The 18,384-nt window shown below is 45.0% G+C and carries 16 protein-coding genes; 7 read left to right on the top strand and 9 right to left on the bottom strand.

Annotation, left to right across the window (positions count from 1 at the left end; translation table 11 throughout):
- The 3 genes from L1D23_RS16045 (at nt 1) to L1D23_RS16055 (ending at nt 4,803) form a co-directional block, all read left to right on the top strand.
- Nucleotides 1-1,086: an efflux RND transporter periplasmic adaptor subunit gene (locus tag L1D23_RS16045; RefSeq protein ID WP_239868184.1), complete on the top strand. Its 1,086-nt coding sequence runs from the start codon at nt 1-3 to the stop codon at nt 1,084-1,086.
- Nucleotides 1,079-4,180 (top strand): efflux RND transporter permease subunit, encoded by a 3,102-nt coding sequence (locus L1D23_RS16050; RefSeq protein WP_239868188.1) that lies wholly within the window; start codon nt 1,079-1,081, stop codon nt 4,178-4,180. Before L1D23_RS16045 ends, L1D23_RS16050 begins: the two co-directional genes overlap by 8 nt.
- 62 nt (nt 4,181-4,242) lie before the next feature.
- Nucleotides 4,243-4,803 carry a DNA-3-methyladenine glycosylase I gene (locus L1D23_RS16055; RefSeq protein ID WP_239868191.1) on the top strand — a complete coding sequence of 187 codons (561 nt, stop codon included), beginning with the start codon at nt 4,243-4,245 and terminating at the stop codon, nt 4,801-4,803.
- A 15-nt stretch (nt 4,804-4,818) separates the two neighbouring features.
- On the opposite strand, the gene L1D23_RS16060 is transcribed toward L1D23_RS16055, so the two are convergent.
- From L1D23_RS16060 to cls, 4 genes are all read right to left on the bottom strand, one after another.
- Nucleotides 4,819-5,682 (bottom strand): lipase secretion chaperone, encoded by an 864-nt coding sequence (locus L1D23_RS16060; RefSeq protein ID WP_239868194.1) that lies wholly within the window; start codon nt 5,680-5,682, stop codon nt 4,819-4,821.
- A gap of 10 nt (nt 5,683-5,692) precedes the next feature.
- Nucleotides 5,693-6,595, bottom strand: a complete 903-nt coding sequence (locus L1D23_RS16065) for a triacylglycerol lipase (RefSeq protein WP_239868559.1) — start codon at nt 6,593-6,595, stop codon at nt 5,693-5,695.
- A 252-nt stretch (nt 6,596-6,847) separates the two neighbouring features.
- Nucleotides 6,848-8,053: a cystathionine beta-lyase gene (locus L1D23_RS16070; protein ID WP_239868197.1), complete on the bottom strand. Its 1,206-nt coding sequence runs from the start codon at nt 8,051-8,053 to the stop codon at nt 6,848-6,850.
- Between the two features lie 87 nt (nt 8,054-8,140).
- On the bottom strand, nt 8,141-9,595 hold the full coding sequence (cls, locus tag L1D23_RS16075; protein WP_239868200.1) for a cardiolipin synthase: 1,455 nt from the start codon (nt 9,593-9,595) through the stop codon (nt 8,141-8,143).
- Nucleotides 9,596-10,000: 405 nt separating this feature from the next.
- On the opposite strand from cls, the gene L1D23_RS16080 reads away from it, so the two are divergent.
- From L1D23_RS16080 to L1D23_RS16095, 4 genes are all read left to right on the top strand, one after another.
- The gene (locus L1D23_RS16080; protein ID WP_345779109.1) at nt 10,001-11,431 is read left to right on the top strand and encodes a sodium-dependent transporter; all 1,431 of its coding nucleotides are present in this window, start codon (nt 10,001-10,003) and stop codon (nt 11,429-11,431) included.
- Nucleotides 11,432-11,553: 122 nt separating this feature from the next.
- A complete protein-coding gene (locus tag L1D23_RS16085) occupies nt 11,554-12,249 on the top strand; it encodes a TIGR01621 family pseudouridine synthase (RefSeq protein WP_239868203.1) in 696 nt (231 codons plus the stop codon).
- Nucleotides 12,250-12,260: 11 nt separating this feature from the next.
- The gene (locus L1D23_RS16090; protein WP_239868565.1) at nt 12,261-13,193 is read left to right on the top strand and encodes a class I SAM-dependent methyltransferase; all 933 of its coding nucleotides are present in this window, start codon (nt 12,261-12,263) and stop codon (nt 13,191-13,193) included.
- A 91-nt stretch (nt 13,194-13,284) separates the two neighbouring features.
- Nucleotides 13,285-13,434 (top strand): hypothetical protein, encoded by a 150-nt coding sequence (locus L1D23_RS16095; protein ID WP_006962746.1) that lies wholly within the window; start codon nt 13,285-13,287, stop codon nt 13,432-13,434.
- Between the two features lie 31 nt (nt 13,435-13,465).
- Here L1D23_RS16095 and L1D23_RS16100 read toward each other — a convergent pair whose 3' ends face one another.
- From L1D23_RS16100 to L1D23_RS16120, 5 genes are all read right to left on the bottom strand, one after another.
- A complete protein-coding gene (locus L1D23_RS16100; protein ID WP_239868206.1) occupies nt 13,466-14,071 on the bottom strand; it encodes a CDP-alcohol phosphatidyltransferase family protein in 606 nt (201 codons plus the stop codon).
- A complete protein-coding gene (locus L1D23_RS16105; protein ID WP_239868261.1) occupies nt 14,064-14,711 on the bottom strand; it encodes an ATP-binding cassette domain-containing protein in 648 nt (215 codons plus the stop codon). Before L1D23_RS16105 ends, L1D23_RS16100 begins: the two co-directional genes overlap by 8 nt.
- Nucleotides 14,677-16,386 carry a thiamine ABC transporter permease gene (locus L1D23_RS16110; RefSeq protein WP_239868264.1) on the bottom strand — a complete coding sequence of 570 codons (1,710 nt, stop codon included), beginning with the start codon at nt 16,384-16,386 and terminating at the stop codon, nt 14,677-14,679. The genes L1D23_RS16105 and L1D23_RS16110 overlap by 35 nt, the downstream gene beginning before the upstream one ends.
- A 33-nt stretch (nt 16,387-16,419) precedes the next feature.
- Complete coding sequence (locus L1D23_RS16115) at nt 16,420-17,565, bottom strand: ABC transporter substrate-binding protein (RefSeq protein ID WP_239868266.1); 1,146 nt, start codon at nt 17,563-17,565, stop codon at nt 16,420-16,422.
- A gap of 204 nt (nt 17,566-17,769) precedes the next feature.
- Entirely contained in the window at nt 17,770-18,216 is a 447-nt protein-coding gene (locus L1D23_RS16120; protein ID WP_239836678.1) for an META domain-containing protein, read from the bottom strand.
- Nucleotides 18,217-18,384: the final 168 nt, after the last annotated feature.

An 18,384-nucleotide genomic window follows, 5' to 3' on the forward strand; every position in this document is an offset into this window, starting at 1 on the left:
ATGAAGCAATGGATTAGCCTCATCGTGCTCTCAACAGCTGCCATTCTTGTAGGCTGCGGTGGTGATAGTGAATACGTTGACTTTGGTCCCCCTAAAGTCAAAATCATAGAAATAGACAGTGGTATCCCAAAGGAGCACTTATATTTCCCTGCAGTCGCCAATGCCGCTGAGCGCTCTCATTTAAGTTTTCGGGTAGCGGGTGAAATCAGTGAGCTCAACGTTAAAGAAGGCGATCAGGTAAAAAAAGGCGATGTGCTTGCGAAGCTGGATCCGACAGATTACGAGCTTGATGTTGATAACGCATCGGCAAAGTTTAGTGTTATCGATAGCCAATATAGACGTTCTAAGCCTCTTGTCGATAAAGGCCTGCTGGCCAAGTCGCAATTTGATGAGATTGCCGCCAATCGTCAGATAGCCTACTCAGAGCTGAAGTTAGCGCAGTTGAGGCTATCTTTCACTAAGTTGCTGGCGCCTGTCGATGGCATCATTTCCCGAGTGAATGTCGAGCAATTTGAAAACATTCAAGTCGGTCAGCAAATCGTGAATATTCATAGTCTCGATAGTGTTGAAGTGCTCATACAGTTGCCAGATCGTCTATACGTCAACCAGCCGGATCAAGAAACCCTATCGCGTATTGAGGCTCTGGTTAAAGTACCAAGTGGTAACGAATACTCGGCCTCAATTAAAGAATTTACGACTGAACCTGACCCAGCCACAAGGACGTTTACCGTAACTTTGTCACTTCCTATGCCTGAAGAAGAGTTCATCCTTGACGGTATGGCCGTTGAAGTTACGTCCAAAAGTAATGATATTGGTCTGAATTTGAATACTGGTGTTTTGGTTCCTATAGAAGCGGTATTCAATGCAGATGGTGATGAGATTGACCGACTTAACAGGTTTGTTTGGGTGCTAAACGATGATAATACTGTTTCCAAACAAGCTGTGACGATTGGCAAAATGACGAAAGAAGCGTTGCAAATCCTAGAGGGGCTTGAGAGCAAACAAAAAGTTGTCGTGTCGGGAATTTCCCGATTAAGAGAAGGGATGAAAGTGGAAATCGTAAAGCAGGAGGCAGGCAATGAGTGATCAAAATAACCCACTGTCTCAGAAAGACCAAGATGTGACTGGTATCGCTGCATATTTCATTCGCAACCGTGTCATCAGTTGGATGATTTCATTAATTTTCTTGATTGGTGGTGTAGCCGCTTTCTTTGGTTTAGGCCGTCTCGAAGATCCTGCTTTCACGATCAAAGATGCCATGGTGGTGACATCCTATCCAGGGGCGACACCTCAGCAAGTCGAGGAAGAAGTGACTTACCCAATCGAAAAGGCCATTCAACAGCTGACTTATGTTGATGAAGTTAATTCGATCTCCAGCCGAGGTTTATCTCAAATTACCGTGACCATGAAAAACAACTATGGCCCTGATGATTTACCGCAGATTTGGGATGAATTACGCCGTAAGGTCAATGACCTTAAAGGTCAGTTTCCTCCCGGAGTGAATGATCCAAAGGTCATTGACGATTTTGGTGATGTTTACGGTATTTTACTTGCCATCACAGGAGAAGGTTACAGTTACAAGGAGTTACTCGATTATGTTGACTATTTGAGGCGTGAATTAGAGTTGGTAGAGGGGGTCAGTAAAGTCTCTGTTTCTGGCCAGCAACAAGAGCAAGTCTTCATTGAGATTTCGATGAAGCGTTTGAGTAGTTTAGGTTTGGCACCTAATACCGTGTTTAATTTGCTCTCAACTCAAAATGTGGTCTCGGATGCTGGTGCAATTCGGATCGGTGATGAGTACATCCGTATCCAACCAACGGGTGAGTTCCAGAATGTTGACCAGCTAGGAGACTTGATCATTACTGAAAGTGGTGCTCAAGGATTAATTTATCTGCGTGACGTTGCGGAAATCAAACGCGGTTACATCGACGTACCGGACAATATTATTACTTTTAATGGCAAGTTAGCGCTCAATCTCGGTGTTTCTTTTGCGCAAGGCGTTAACGTGGTTGAGGTAGGTAAGCGTTTTGCCCGTCGTCTTGCCGAACTAAAGTACCAACAACCTGTGGGAGTTGGGATCTCTGAAATCTACAGTCAGCCAAAAGAAGTCGACAAATCAGTGAGTGGCTTTGTCGTTAGTTTGGGGCAAGCGGTAGCGATCGTTATTATCGTTTTACTGTTCTTTATGGGGCTACGCTCCGGCTTACTTATTGGCTTGATTCTGCTCCTTACCGTGTTGGGCACATTTATCTTTATGAAGTACTTTGCAATCGACCTGCAACGCATCTCGTTGGGAGCATTGGTGATTGCGCTCGGTATGCTGGTGGACAATGCGATTGTAGTGGTTGAAGGAATACTCATCGGGACCCAGAAAGGCCGAACAAGAATGCAGGCGGCGACTGATATCGTGACTCAGACTAAATGGCCATTGCTTGGTGCTACCGTCATCGCCGTGACTGCCTTTGCCCCTATTGGATTGTCAGAGGATGCGACAGGTGAGTATTGTGGTACTTTGTTCACGGTACTATTAATCTCACTCATGCTCAGTTGGTTCACTGCGATTTCGTTGACGCCTTTTTTTGCTGATATCTTCTTTAAAGGGCAAAAAATCAAAGGGGGTGGCGAAGGCAGTGACCCCTACAACGGTATGATCTTTGTGCTATACAAGGGGTTTCTAGAGTTTTGTATGAAACGGGCTTGGCTAACGGTTGTGGTTATGATTGTTGGTCTTGCGGCAAGTATCTATGGCTTTACTTTCGTTAAGCAGTCGTTTTTCCCATCGTCAACAACGCCTATGTTCCAAGCCGATATCTGGTTACCAGAAGGGACCGATATTCGTGCAACCAACACCAAGCTTAAAGCTTTGGAATCTTGGCTGTCAGATCAAGACGGAGTTGAGCATATTACTACGACAGCAGGTAAAGGTTTGCAACGTTTCATGCTGACTTATGCGCCAGAGAAAAGCTACGCTGCCTATGGTGAAATCACCACTCGAGTCGAGAATTATGAGCAACTTGCGGATTTGATGTCTAATTTTCGAGCGCATGTTGAAGCCAACTTCCCAGAGATCAATTACAAGCTCAAGCAAATTGAACTCGGCCCTGGCGGTGGAGCTAAAATTGAGGCCCGTATCATTGGGTCTGACCCAACTATCCTTAGAGGGATTGCCAGACAAGTTGAAGACATCATGCATGCGGACCCTGGAGCGACGAACATCCGCCATGATTGGCGTGAACGTACTAAAGTGTTAGAGCCGCAGTTTAACGAAGGACAAGCTCGCCGTTACGGCATCACTAAATCAGATGTTGACGAGTTCCTTGCAATGTCTTTCTCAGGTAAATCAGTCGGGGTATATCGTGACGGTACAACGTTAATGCCAATTGTTGCTCGATTGCCAGAAGAAGAGCGTGTCGATATTCGCAATATTGAGGGCATGAAAATTTGGAGCCCAGCGTTAAGTGAATATATCCCTTTGCAACAAGTGACATTAGGCTACGACATGCGCTGGGAAGACCCGATTATAGTACGTAAGAATCGTAAGCGTATATTGACGGTTATGGCTGATCCTGACTTGTTGGGAGAGGAAACGGCTTCGACATTGCAAAAGCGTTTACAGCCTTTGATTGAAGCCATCGAACTGCCATCTGGTTATGCGTTGGAGTGGGGGGGGGAGTATGAATCCTCTGGCGATGCGCAGGCCTCACTGTTCACTACCATGCCAATGGGCTATTTATTTATGTTCTTAGTCACAGTGTTCTTGTTCAATACTGTTAAAGAGCCGCTCATCGTCTGGTTGACAGTGCCACTGGCAATTATCGGTGTCACAACAGGGCTGTTGGTTTTGGATACCCCATTTGGTTTCATGGCATTACTCGGTTTTCTTAGCTTGTCAGGTATGCTGCTGAAAAATGGCATCGTACTGCTCGATCAGATTGAAATTGAAATGAAGTCAGGCAAAGACCCATATTTAGCAGTTGTCGAGGCGTCTCTAAGCCGTGTGCGACCTGTTTGCATGGCAGCAATCACGACTATTTTGGGCATGATCCCACTGTTACCGGATATCTTCTTCAAACCCATGGCGGTTACCATCATGTTTGGTTTGGGATTTGCGACCGTACTGACACTTATTGTCGTGCCAGTGTTGTATCGTATCTTCCACAAAGTGACAGTGCCAAACTGATTGACATAAGAGTGCAAACACCCCTGGCTTTGTCAGGGGTGTTTTATTTAAAGGAGAAAGCAATGGATACCACCTGCGCATGGGCAATGAATCATGAACTTGAGCGTGAATACCACGATAAAGAGTGGGGCGTTCCGGTTTATGACGATAAGGTATTGTTCGAGTTTATTACGTTAGAGGGTGCTCAAGCAGGACTGAGTTGGATAACCATATTAAAGAAGCGAGAAGGTTACCGACAGGCTTTTGATGATTATGACTTAGATAAGTTGGCGGCATACGATGATGAACATGCAGAACATATCGTAGAAAGTTATGATGTGGTCAAGCACAGAGGAAAAATCAAATCAGTGTTCAGCAACGCGCGGGCGGCTAAAGCTCTTATCGAAGAATATGGCAGCTTATCGAAGGCGTTATGGCAGTTTGTAGATGGTAAGCCTAAGGTCAACCAGTGGCAGGATATGAGCGAAGTGCCAGCCTCGACAGAGCAGTCAAAAGCCATGAGCAAATTCCTGAAAAAGAAAGGCTTTAAGTTTGTAGGTGAGACCATTTGCTATGCGTTTATGCAGGCGGTAGGCATGGTTGACGATCATATGGTGAATTGCCCCAAGAAACCCAGATACTAGTGACGTAGGGGCATGCTATGGCGATAAGTTTTGATCATGGATGCGTTCCAGTGCTTCGACTCTGCGCCACTGTACGGTGTCAAAGCTTTGCTCTCTTAGGTAAGCTATCTGGGTTTGCTTTGCGGCATCCGATAAAGTGTTGTCAGCCAGTATGTCATTTCGCTGCGCCAAATAGCTATCCAGTTGAGAATTAAACTGCTCGCGTTTCTCGTCGAGTTTACTTAGCCTGCCCGCAGCCTCTTCCCCAACCAACTCGACACGGGTGAGGTGTTTATCTTGTGCTTCCATCTGCTCACTGTGGTTGAGCCCTATAATGAGCTGGTTATTACGCTCTGCTCGTAGGATATAGTCGGGCTGACCAGACAATATCTCTTCTAGCCATTGTGCTTGTGATTCGGGATCTAAGCCTTGTTTTGCGATGGCGAGCTTATCAATAGCCAATTGGCGCAGTCGGTTTTCTTCGCTAAATAAGAGTTCAATTTGTGCATCAGTAAAGTACTGGTTTTGCAGAGCTAGAATTTGTAGGTGGGGCTGTTCTAAATCAGACAATGTAATGGTTCGAAAAGTGACTGACTCCAGAGTTCCCAAGTCGGATTTATATTGCAAAAAAGTTTCGAAAAGTGTCTCATCAAGGCTCAATTCTTTCTCACGCTGAGAAACATTTTGTATACGCGTTTTGATCTGATCCATCTCCTGTTCACCCAGACTGCTCAAGGTGTAATCAAATAAATCACGGCTTGATGAAGTATCTATCTGAGTGTCGAGCTGAGATACGGATTGAGCGGCTGTATTTACTGTTTCGCTACGGTTGATGAAATAGACCGCTCCGAGGCTCATCGAGGCGATCATCATTGTCGTTATTAGAGCGGTCTTTTTCATCTTTTATTTCCTATAAGCCTTGCAGTTTCAGGCGATTAGCATGTTGACGATAAAGGGTGACTGGGTCTGTTTCAAATAAATGATGAATACCGAGCAATCCATTTATTTCATCCAGATGGTTCATCTTGTAATCGTCGCGAATAACTTGCCCTAAGTGAGTGCTACACGCCCCAACAAGACCATCATTTGGTTCATCAAATGCTAGACCAAGAATCATCATTGCAGCGTCAGTCGGGTCAAAGATGTTAGAAAAAGTGGATGAACCCGTCCAAGAATAGTAGTACACACCGTTATCAGCTAATAAATCGCCATTGCCACATTCAGTGTCGGGAATACCCTCCGGGTAGTGTTGATTGAACGCAAGTGAGCCTTCGGTCGTTAAGGCATCCAAAGAGGCAAGAGGATCTTGATCAAGGTCATTGCCACCAGACAATAGATTAATCAGTGTCGTTAGCCCTTCAGCCAGTTTTACCGCTAAAGCTTCTAACCCAGATCCTTCAGGCACCGTACCGCGAACGAGGTCAGCTACTTTAGAACCTTTATTGACACCACCGATGCTGGTCACAGAGGCGATAAGATCTGGCCTGACAGAAGCCACATAGCGCGCTGTTGGACCGCCATGACTATGACCGATTAAGTTGACTTTTGATGCGCCTGTTGCCGCAAGTAAAGTTTCAACTTGTTCTAGCAACTGCTCGCCTCGAACTTCTGAGCTATTCGTCGCAGAGACCTGAGCAACGTAAACACTTGCTCCGTTTTTGGTTAAAGCGTGAGGAATGCCGTAGAAATAGTCCACGCCAGCTAATGTATCAAAACCGAATAACCCATGGACAAGAACAATAGGGTGTTGAGTTTGTGTGTAACCGCTAGCACTGGACGCACTAGTGGTTGCTGATAGCCCTAAGCTGAAGATACAGAGCGCAGCAAGTATCAGTTTGTGTTTCAAAGTTTAGCTCCTTCTGGTTTGACCTCTGATGAGTAAATAAACAGTAGATTAGAAAATGAGCTATAAGAAATATGAATATAAGCTAAGCGATAGAACTGTGAATTGAGAAAGGAAAACAACACAATTGTTTAACGTGTTATTATGTATTGATAAAATATTCAATAATATCAATATTTTAAAATCAAGCCCCAGAGGTGGGGCTTATAGGAGTTTGTTAGATCAAGCGGTGGTATGTTGTTCTAGAATGAGCGAATTATAGCGCTCCAAGCCACGTTCAAGATCAGTGATCAGATCGTCGATATTTTCCAGCCCTATATGTAGCCGAATGAGTGTGCCTTCGAAGTTGGGGTTCGCAACGGTTCGTAGGCTATTAAAGCTTTTTGGCTCGTTGGCTAAAATCAGACTTTCAAACCCGCCCCAAGAGTACCCCATACTGAAATGCTTCATACCATCAAGCAGTGCCGTGGTGGCGCGAGGATAACTAGTTTTTAACACAAATGAGAATAAGCCATTACCACCGGTGAAATCACGTTGGAAAAACTCATGGCCAGGGCAAGTTTCTAGTGCAGGGTGACGAACATGATCGACTTCCGGACGATTTTGTAACCACTTAGCAATTTTCAGGCTGTTCTCTGCATGTTGGCGAAGACGTACGTCGAGAGTACGAATGCCACGTAGCCCAAGATAGGCATCATCAGGTGACACACATTGGCCCATTAAATAGCTTTGTTCTCGCAACTGATCCCAGTGTTTTTCATTTGCGACAGCGGTGCCCAGCATGACATCAGAGTGGCCAACAATGTACTTAGTCGCGGCTTGAATGGAAATATCAACGCCATGCTCAAAAGGTGAGAAATTCACACCAGCGGCCCAAGTGTTGTCGAGCATGACAATGATGTCATGTTCATGGGCAATTTTGGCTAAGGTTGGAACGTCTTGTACTTCCATGGTAATAGAGCCGGGCGACTCTAGGAACAGCACTTTGGTGTTTGGCTGAATTAAATCACGGATACCTTCGCCTATCACTGGGTCGTAATAGGTTGTTTCCACTCCCATCTTCTTCATGATCTTGTCACAGAAGTCTCGAGTTGGTTCATAGCAGGTATCCACCATCAGAATATGATCGCCTGATTCAATAAAAGAAAGAATCGCGTTGGAAATAGCTGCTGTACCACAAGGGTACAAAGCGCAGCCGGCACCACCCTCAACTTCAACCATTGCATCTTGGAAAGCAAAGTGAGTATGGGTGCCACGACGGCCATAAAAGAGGGTTTTATTTGCTCGGTTAACCGTTGCGTGATGTTTTTCTGCAACGGTATCAAATACGACAGTAGAAGCGCGTTGAACTGGTGGATTCACGACCCCATTGGTCCATTTTTTGTCTCGACCTGCGGTGACCAGCTTGGTTTGCTTATCTTCTGACATTGAAAATCCTTATCTGAAAATGCGTTGCCTTATTTAAAACATGGCAACGCATTAATAGCAAGAGAGTCAGAAGTCAGAAATTACTTATCATAGAAGAGGATTGAATAAGTAGTAGGTTCGCTCTAAGAAACGTGAATATAGAGAGCGCTTTTTCCACTCCTCTAGTTTTACTTCATGAGAGGTTTCTATATAACTTTGTTGCAGCCAGTACATTTCTTTGGTGAAAGCTTCGTCATCAATGGCTAGCGTCAATTCAAAATTGAGCCATAAGCTGCGCATGTCAATATTTACGGTACCAACTAAACAGAATTGCTGATCTATGACCACGGATTTGGTATGCAGTAGGCCGCCATAAAACTCATAAATTTTTACACCTGCCTCCATAAGTTCTGCGTAAAAAGCACGTGAAGCCCATTGCACCATGAGTGAATTATTTTTTTGCGGAATGATCAGTTCAACAGTAATGCCACGCTGCGCTGTCATTTTAAGCGTTTCGAGCAGATCCGCGCTGGGTACAAAATATGGTGTTGTTATTCTCACTGATTGGTTTGCCTGATTGATGGCAAGGGTCAATACCTGAGAAATTAGGTGCTCTGGCATCCCTGGTCCTGAGGGGACGACTTGAACTGGGTGCTGAGGCTCGTTAGGGTCTAATTGGCATTCTGGTAATTGGGGAAGAGCGCGCGACCCAGTTTCAACTTCCCAGTCCCAGCAGTGGATGGCAGAGAGTACGTTAACGGTTGGCCCTGTCACTCGCACCATGATGTCTATCCATTGACCAACCCCTGATTCCTGTTTGAAGAAGGCAGGATCAACTAAGTTCATTGAACCTGTATAGCCAATCTTGTCATCTATAACGATGATTTTACGATGCTGACGTAGGTCGAGGCGGCGGAGAAAAATACGCCAAGGGCTGACCTCTAAAGCTTGTACGACTTCAACCCCAGCTGTTTGCATCATCTTGAGCCACTGACTGCGGAAGAAACGTAGGCTGCCAGCAGAGTCAAGAAGCAGTTTGACTTCTACACCGCGCTTCGCAGCTCTGATCAGAGCAGAAGCCACGGCATCAGCCAATCCACCTGGATGCCAGATATAAAAAACCATTCGTACACTGGTTTGCGCATTCTCAATATCTTCAATGATCGAATGTAGAATGTCATTCGGAGAACTTTGTAATGATAAGGTGTTGCCACTCAAGGCAGGTAATCCAAGTCGATTGTTACACAGTTCATCAATGCGATAGATGTGACGACCAAAGCTCTCAGTATCGTGCGCATGGCATTCATTAAGGCTGGAAAACCATTTGGCGAAAGGAACGAACATTTCTTTTGCTCTTTCTGCTCTTCTTCGGCCGAGGTTTAGTTCCCCAAAGAGGAAGTAACAAGCCACGCCGACGATAGGAATGATGTAGATGATCATCAGCCAAGAAAGAGACACGCTCACCGCTCTTCGTTTGAGAACAACTCGTAATGTTACCCCAGCAACCAGAATCCAGTAGAAGACAATGCCAGCCAATGTGAGGAAGTGATAGAACTTTTCCATTCAATTTCCTGAATAAATCAATCGCTTGAGTATGATAAAGGATTAACTTAAATATTAAATCCAGTTAGGTGCGGCGACAACAAACATTTCGTTTTCAAATGTTGTTATGAGTAATGTGACGTAGTGGGTTAGATAAATATCCTAAATAGAATTATTATGTTACAAAAGTGTAAAATGTAGATAAAAGGGGAGGTGTTAGTTCAAAAAAGCAGCGTTTAAGCGCGATATACCGTGCGGTGGTGGGAATTTACACTTTTTGGGGTTCCAATTTTAATCTCAAACTGTTTTACTTGCCACATTGTTAGGGTCACCTAGAATTCTAATAAGTGTAAATTTTTTTATACACTCAACTTTTCGACGCCTAACGTAAGCAAACACAACTTATAAATTTTTAATGGAGTAATCGTGGCTAAGAGTATAAGTGCACAGCCCCGTGATACATGGGGGTCTAAATTAGGCTTCGTTATGGCCGCAGCAGGTTCCGCTGTTGGTTTGGGCAATATATGGAAGTTTCCTTACACGGCAGGTGAGAGTGGCGGCGGTGCGTTCGTTGCTATTTATCTGATTTTTGTAATTTTCATCGGCTTTAGCGTTATGTTGACAGAGTTCGCTATTGGCCGTAAGACAGGTCTATCTGCAGTCGGCGCATTTAAGTCTACTGATCGTCGTTGGACATTTACCGGCGTTATCGGTGTTGTCAGTGGCTTGCTTATCATGGGCTTCTACCCGGTAGTAGGCGGTTGGGCACTGGCATACATCTTTAAAGTAGGTGGTGGTCTGCTTAGCACGCCAGAAGCTATTGGTGATAGTTTTGGTGGCTTTATCTCTGACACAGTACAGCCACTGATGTGGATGGGTATTTACCTGATGTTTAACATCGTTATCGTAATGAAAGGTATTTCTGGCGGTATCGAAAAAGCAGGTAAGATTCTGATGCCACTATTATTCCTTATCCTGATCGTTGTATCAGTGAAAGGTCTGATGCTTCCAGGTGCGATGGCAGGTCTAGAGTTCCTGTTCATGCCGGACTTCTCCAAAGTAGATAGCAACGTAGTGCTTGCAGCGCTGGGTCAGGCGTTCTTCTCTCTAAGTCTTGGTATGGGTTGTATGATGACGTACGGTTCTTACCTGAAGAAGAAAGAGAACCTAGTTCAGACTACCGGTATGGTAACGGCGATGGATACAGGTGTTGCTATCCTAGCAGGTGTTGCCATGTTCCCAGCCATGTTCGCATTCGGCATGGAGCCGGCAGCAGGTCCTGGTCTGGTGTTTGTTGTTGTACCTCAGCTATTCGCTGAAATGGGCGGCGTTATTGGTCTTCTGTTTGCACTACTGTTCTTTATTGGTCTAACTGTGGCGGCACTGACATCTTCGGTATCATTGCTTGAAGTTGTGGTTTCTTACCTAATCGATGAGAAAGGTATGAAGCGCCCAACAGCGGTAATCGCAGCAAGCTCAGTAATGGCGGCACTATGTGTGTTTGCTTCTCTATCTCTGGGTGGCGTTGGTCCAACTCTGTTTGGTACTGGTGCATTTGATATCTTCGACCTACTGACTGATAAGATTTTCCTTGCAGTTGGCGGTATGTTGGTATGTATCTTTGCGGGCTGGCGTCTAAGCCGTGCTGACCTTGAGAAAGAAATCACTAACGACGGTGAAGTTTCTTTCCCACTGTTTGGCCTTTGGTACAACCTAGTGAAATACGTTATCCCTGTTGCTATCGCAATCGTTGCTTTCATGGGCATTAAGTCCGGCTTCGATAGTGGCAAAGGTGAGATCATGCTACTAGGTATCGGAATCATTGCGTTTGCAGGTGTTCTTTCTAAGAAACTGTAACGCTGAATCCAGTTAACTACGTAAACGGGGAGCCTACATGGCTCCCCGTTTTTATTTGCTTATCTACTTGTGGAATTAGAACGCATAACAGGTATACTCATGCGTCCAAAGTGGAGCCCTCTATGTTTGATATCGTTTTTTCTCATTCAGACTTTGTCGTCATTAATAAATATCCCAATGTTTCCGTTCATAAAGATGATGGCGAAACCATGTTGCTACATGAAGTGGCATTAGTTACTGGTGATGAGCAACTCTATCTTGTGCATCGATTGGATAAGATGACTTCTGGGCTTCTCTTGCTTGCGCGCAACGCTGCGGCTGCGAGTGAGTTATCGACACAATTTGCTCAACGTCGTGTGGTAAAATTCTATTTGGCGATTGGTAGTAAGAAGCCGAAAAAGAAACAAGGGCTTGTCAGCGGTGATATGGAGCGCTCGCGTCGCTCTGCATGGAAATTAACCAACTCTCATTCAAATCCTGCGATCACGCAGTTTCTTTCAGCTAGCGCGGAACCGGGAGAGCGTTTGTTCTTGTGCATGCCCCATACAGGTAAAACGCATCAAATCAGGGTAGCACTAAAGTCGGTCGGTTCACCTATCGTCGGTGATGCGATTTATACCCCCGCCAGTAAATCAGACCGAGGTTACCTCCATGCATTTGCGCTTGAATTTGAGTTTCATGGAGAAGCATTCCAGTTTGTCTGTGACCCGAGAGAAAATGCTCGGCTTGGTGAGAAATGGCGGCAGGAAAATGTCAGCCAAGGCATTAATGCTTGGCTAAAACCTTGGGAGCTCTCATGGCCGAAAATCAAAAAATAACAGGAACCAGTATGCAGGTTGAACAACTCCCTACATTCTTCGCTCACATTTCGGAGCAGTTATCTAGTACTTCCCACGAAGTCAGGCGTGTATTTCACGGTCGAGGCCGCGTATACCAAGGTTTAGAGCAGATCACTTGTGACTGGGTCGATTGCCAGTTGCTGATCAATATATTCAAGAGTGTTGACGATGAGTTTCTTGAACAGCTCAAACAGGGACTGCATCAGTTGTCTAAGACTGTGCTATGGCAGGAGAAAGGTGTCAAGTGTGTGGTTATCCAACATAGATACAGCGAAGGTGCACCATCGGAAGTGCTTATCGGTGAACTGAACACTAAACCTGTTGTGGTTGAGTCAGGGCTGAAGTACCAACTCGACATTGGTCGTAACCAAAACTTTGGTTTGTTTCTCGATATGCGCTTAGGCCGAGAGTGGGTTCAGCAGCATGCTAAGCATAAAAATGTTCTCAATTTATTTGCTTATACCTGTGGATTTTCAGTTGCGGCTATCGATGGTGGGGCTGATCAAGTAGTTAACGTAGATATGGCAAGAGCGTCATTGTCGAAAGGGCGAGATAACCATAGGTTGAATGAGCACAACCTAAATCAAGTGAAGTTTCTGGCTTACGACATATTCAAGTCATGGGGAAAAATAAAAAGATCCGGACCATATGATCTAGTTGTCATCGATCCACCTTCATTTCAAAAAGGCAGCTTTGCGCTAACCAAAGACTACAAGAGAATCCTGCGTCGCTTGCCTGAGTTACTCACTGATAAGGGCGAAGTGCTTGCTTGTGTGAACTCTCCTCAGGTCAGTAGCGATTTCCTAATTGAAAGCATGAAGGAAGAAGCGCCACAGCTTAGCTTTGTTCAACGGTTAGATAATCCGCCAGAATTTGCTGATGTCGATAGTGAAGCTGCGCTTAAAGTAATGTTGTTCCGCTAAATTTATTGAGATCTTTGTAATTCCATATTGACCTCAACTTAACTTGAGCTTCTATGCTGAAGTCAGAATCACTTCAGTTGGGAGAACGGATATGCAGAATGATTACATCAAGGAATTATCAAAGAAAACATTTCAAGAAGGGCCAGTACTAGAATATCAATCTATGCCGAAACGTCAGTTTCATGTTCCGAGTTTCTTCTCCGGATTGTTGGTCGCAGTGATAATCAATTTTGTCTTTTAACAAAGGTCGCATTGAGCTACCTTTTTAATGTCTATTTCAGGGTATGGAAGCCTGAATAGATGCGGGTAAAGGTCGTGAACCAGCAGGCTGTGCCAAACAGATATGCAATGATGGCAAAGTGCTGCGGGAAAAGACAAAACGCAATGAAACACGCTATGGTTTCAGTGCCCTCAGTCAGACCACTCATATAGTAAAGGGATTTGTTTTTATAAACAGGATTCTCAATTCCCCGTTTCCCTGCCATGACGGCAAAAGCAAGAAAGCTGCAGCCAGTACCAATGAATGAGAAAATGATAAAGGCGCCCGCCACCGCGTTTTGCTCTGAATTAGCGACCACAAAGCCAAATGGGATCAGAGAATAAAACAGGAAGTCGAGGCTGATATCGAGAAATCCACCTGCATCTGTGATGCCCTGACGCCGAGCTAACGCGCCATCCAAACCATCAAATACTCGGTTAATAACGATGAACACAAGTGCCAGCTCGTATTGCTCAAAGTACAGAGCAGGAAACGCCAGACACCCAAGAAGAAAACCACTTAGCGTCGTTTGGTTTGCGGTCACACCGAGTTTATCTAATCCGGCGGCTGTAATAGCCAAAGGGGAGCGAATGACTTTGATACTGAACCGATCAAGCATGATGAGTCTCCCACGGCCAACTTAATACCCGTCCGTTCTCAGGAACATCATCCTTGTCATGCGTGACCATCAGAGTAGGAATATTGGCTTCTGCCAGTTGAGCGATGACCCAGTCACGAAACTGTGTTCTAAGTTCTTTATCCAGTTTGCTAAACGGTTCATCTAACAGCGCTAGTTTAGGCTTGGCTAACAACATTCTTAAAAGACTCACACGTGCACGTTGGCCGCCGGAAATCTGATCAGGAAATGAATCTGCGAGTTGTGAGAGCTCAACCTTGTTCAATGCGACCATGGCTTGGTGGCGTCTTTCATCGCCTTTGATTGAGTTAGGAAGGGCAAAAGCGAGGTTCTGCCACACGTTTAGGTGTGGAAATAGCAAATCATCCTGAAACAGAATTCCAACTTGTCGCTGATGGGGTTCAAGTTCAGCTAAGTTAATGCCATTCAGTAGCACGCGCCCGGAATGGACAAACTCGCTGCTCATATGCCCGGCGATCAAACTCAATAAGGTTGATTTTCCGCATCCACTGGGGCCCATTAGGCAAACGACTTCCTGCGCTGAAACGGATATATTCAAATCAGAAAATAGGGCTTCGCCGCTGGTTTTATGGATGGCGAGGCTTTCTAGAGACAGCGTCATGCGTAAGGGCATCCTTGTTCGTTTGTTTTTGATAATCAGGTTGTCGCAATGCGAATCTGCCAATAAGGATGGCAGAGACAAAGAAAACAAATGGCAAGATGGCTTGCCAAATCGCGTAGATGGCAGTAACGCGTCGATCGAAGCCACTCGAAAGAGCGACGGCTTCGGTAGTCACGGTTGCAATTCTGCCCCCACCGAGCATCAGAGTTGGTAGATATTGCGCCAAGCTTACACTGGCTCCGACAGCCCAAGCGTACAAGATGGCAGGCAGCAGCAACTTAACCTTAATATGAAAAAAGACAAAGAGAGGCGTTTTGCCAAGGCTTAATGCCGCTCGAGTATAGTTGTTGTCATAGCTTCGCCATGGGCCATCCAGTGCTAAGTACACAAATGGGAAAGCAAAGAATACGTGTGACCAGATGACCCAGATGTAATAGGCATCACCAGACAAGTAGAGAGTGGTTATCTGGATACCAAATAAGATAGAAAGCTGTGGGATAAGCATAGGTAAAGCAATGACATAACCTGGCAAGTGTAAGCGAAAACGGATACGACTTTCCTGAGCCACTACGCCCAATATCAAAGCAAAACAAGCGGTAACGGCAGCAATGATCAAACTTTGGTTAATCGTCGGTAATATATTGAGCCACTCATTGCTCCAAAAGCGGTCGCTATATCGGGTAGGGAGAAGGTCCGGAAAGCGCCATCGATGAGCGAAGCTCCAGATCAACATCAGTGGAAACATAATGCCGGCTAAAATGGCCGAAACGGTAAACAGCGTTTTCCCAGGCAGACTAAACCCTCTTCGACCTGAGTATTGCCACTGACCAAAATGGCCGACGAGAAGCTTTTCGACCAGTACGATTAAGACTAAAAGTAAACTGGCTAACACAAACAGCATAACCGCGCCAGATGCCGCACGAGGGATTAGTGATAAGTCAGGGTCGTTAAACCACTGCCATACTAATACGGCCAAAGTAGGTGGATTGGTTGGGCCCAAGATCAAACTCAAATCGACCACGGAAACGCCATAAGCCATCACGGCAAACAAAGCGAAGCGCATTCTTACCAACCAAAGAGGGAAGACCGCCTTCCACCACATTTGTGCGGGTGAATAGCCCAGAGAACTGCTAACTTGATACAGTTTGTCGATTTTAATCTGCTGCAAAACGGGAATGCTCATGAGCAGTAAAAATGGCACTTCTTTAAATGAAAGTGCCATGGCTAACCCCAGCGCATAAGGGTCATGCACTAACCAAGTTGCTTCATGTGTGTCGACGTCAATACCTAAGGTTTGAGCCAACAAACGTGCAACCATGCCTGTAGGAGCGAAAAGAAAAGCAAATCCTATCGCGAAAGCGACGTGAGGCATCGCTAGCAAGGGGGAAAGCAGTGCTTCAACTTTTCGCCAATGGTGGTCTAACCAAAGGCTTTGAAGAATCGCAAAGCAGATTAAACAAGAAAGATAAGTACTGGCTATGGAGCTGAATAAAGTGAGCCCAATTGAGTGCTCAATCCCCGGCCATTCGAAAAACTGCTGATAGCTGCTGAGTGAGAAATCGAACAGGCCGACAGGAGGAACATAACCAAATGATGAGAGCAATACACCAACTAATCCGGGGATTGTTGGGGTAATGCAAATCAAAATGAATACTGTGTACGCAGCTCTTAACATCTGGCTTTCGTCACTTAATGGTTATGGTTGCTCTTAATTACCGTAGCGCTTCTGCCACTCTGTTTCCAGAGCAGCCTGCCAGCTAGGGTGTGGTTCAGCAACAGATTTGAATAGCGTTGTTTTCTTTGCGCTGCCTGTTAAGTATTGATTCTCAAGCACGGATGGATCGCCCCAAATAGACAAGTCACCTTTGCGAGATTGAGCTTCAGGGCTCAACAGGAAGTTAACTGCCACTAATGCACCCTCTTTGGCGTTGGCATTCCATGGGATCGCAAGGAAGTGAATATTAGAGAGAGCACCTCCATCCATTGCATAAACCGTTGTGCTCTCGGCTAGGTTACCGTTTGCCTGAGCAGAGTAAACGGAATTTGGGTTAAATGTGATGGCAAGCTCAAGCTGTCCGTCATCTAAGAGCTGTACTGTTTCTGCAGAGCTTGCCGGAAATTGCTTACCTTGTCGCCAAGCGACTTTATGGAATTCATCTAAGTATTTCCATAAAGGCGCAGTGACAGCATCAAAGTTGACCTGTTCAACCGGCTTAGCCAAAGCAGGATCATTGGCAGTCAGTTCAATCAATACGGCTTTAAGAAAGCTGGTACCATGAAACTCTGGCGGGCGAGGGTAGCTCAGCTTGTTTGGAAATGCCTTGGCGTAACTTAACATCTCCGTATAGGAGGCAGGAGGGTTGTTGAGAGTTAGTTTATCGTGAATAAAAACTAACTGCCCGACACCCCATGGGGCTTCTAAACCTTCTGTTGGCTCTGAAAAATCACGATCAACCGGTAAGGATTTATCTACTTTCTGCCAGCTTGGTAAGTGCTGAACAAAAGGGCCAAAAAGTAATTGATTGTTCTTCATAGATTTGAAGTTTTCGCCATTAATCCAAACCATATCGACACTGCCGCCAGTATTCTTTCCGGCCGCTTTCTCTGCAATCAAGCGTGTTGTGGTTTCGGCGATGTCGGTTACTTTTACATGCTGTAATGTCACATCATAGCGCGCTTGCAGTTGGCTATTTGCCCAGCGTAGATAGTTGTTGATTTCTTGACTGCCACCCCATGCATGGAAGTATACGGTTTGCCCTTTGGCTTTCTCTGTAATCTGTTGCCAATTATCTTGCGCCGTTGCCCCAAAAGACAGCAACAAGGTAGTAGAGATGAAAGTGATCAGCCTTTTCATGGTTGTCCTTACCCTTTGAATGAGTTCATTGATGTGGTGATAGACCGTGCTATCTATGGTTTTCATTCATTATGACTGAAAAAATTTAATTTTCTTATGTATTTGAAGGAATTGTAAGCGGACTGTATGAGAATTGAACATGTTCTTAGCTTAATAACAAAAAAGCAGCCATTGATGGCTGCTTTATAATATGTAGGTTAATAACTAGCCTTTCCAGTCGCTAAGCTTGAAAGTCAAAGTATGAATGTCGTTCTTTAATACCATACCTTCATCGGTCAATGTTACGTCACTCCATTCCGCCAAGGATTGAGAAAATGCACGTTCTAAGTCCATCACGTCTCCAATACACATTTTCATCGTCATGCCCATTTTTTCAATGCGAAGTTGGTTATCCTTGAGCTCAGCTTGACCGAAAAAATTGTTACAGCCTGCATTACCATTAGCCATCAAATTTTCTCCCACTTCAAGGCGAGGTTTTTTCTGATGGTTTTCTACCTTAACTGCTTCGCCATCAATACTAACCAGTTCCCAGTTGTGATGTTGAAGATCTTGAGCCGTAATTTGTTTCACATCGCCTCCATTGCTTGCACAAGCTGTCATGACAAAAGGGAGTGAGGCAGCAGCAAGTAATGTTTTTGGACTAAACTTCATAGTAATGAACTCCGAAATATAGAAACGTTATTCGACATTTTGTCGACTTTAATGGCACAAAGTATAGGTCAGAAAGCTCTATTTTTGTCAGGTTAAGGTCATAGTTTGTTTACAGTCACATAATGAAAGTTATTGAATTTCATTTAATTATAAATTTAATACAGTAGG

It is taken from the genome of Vibrio sp. Isolate24 (assembly GCF_022398215.1).
GTDB lineage: Bacteria > Pseudomonadota > Gammaproteobacteria > Enterobacterales > Vibrionaceae > Vibrio > Vibrio coralliilyticus_A.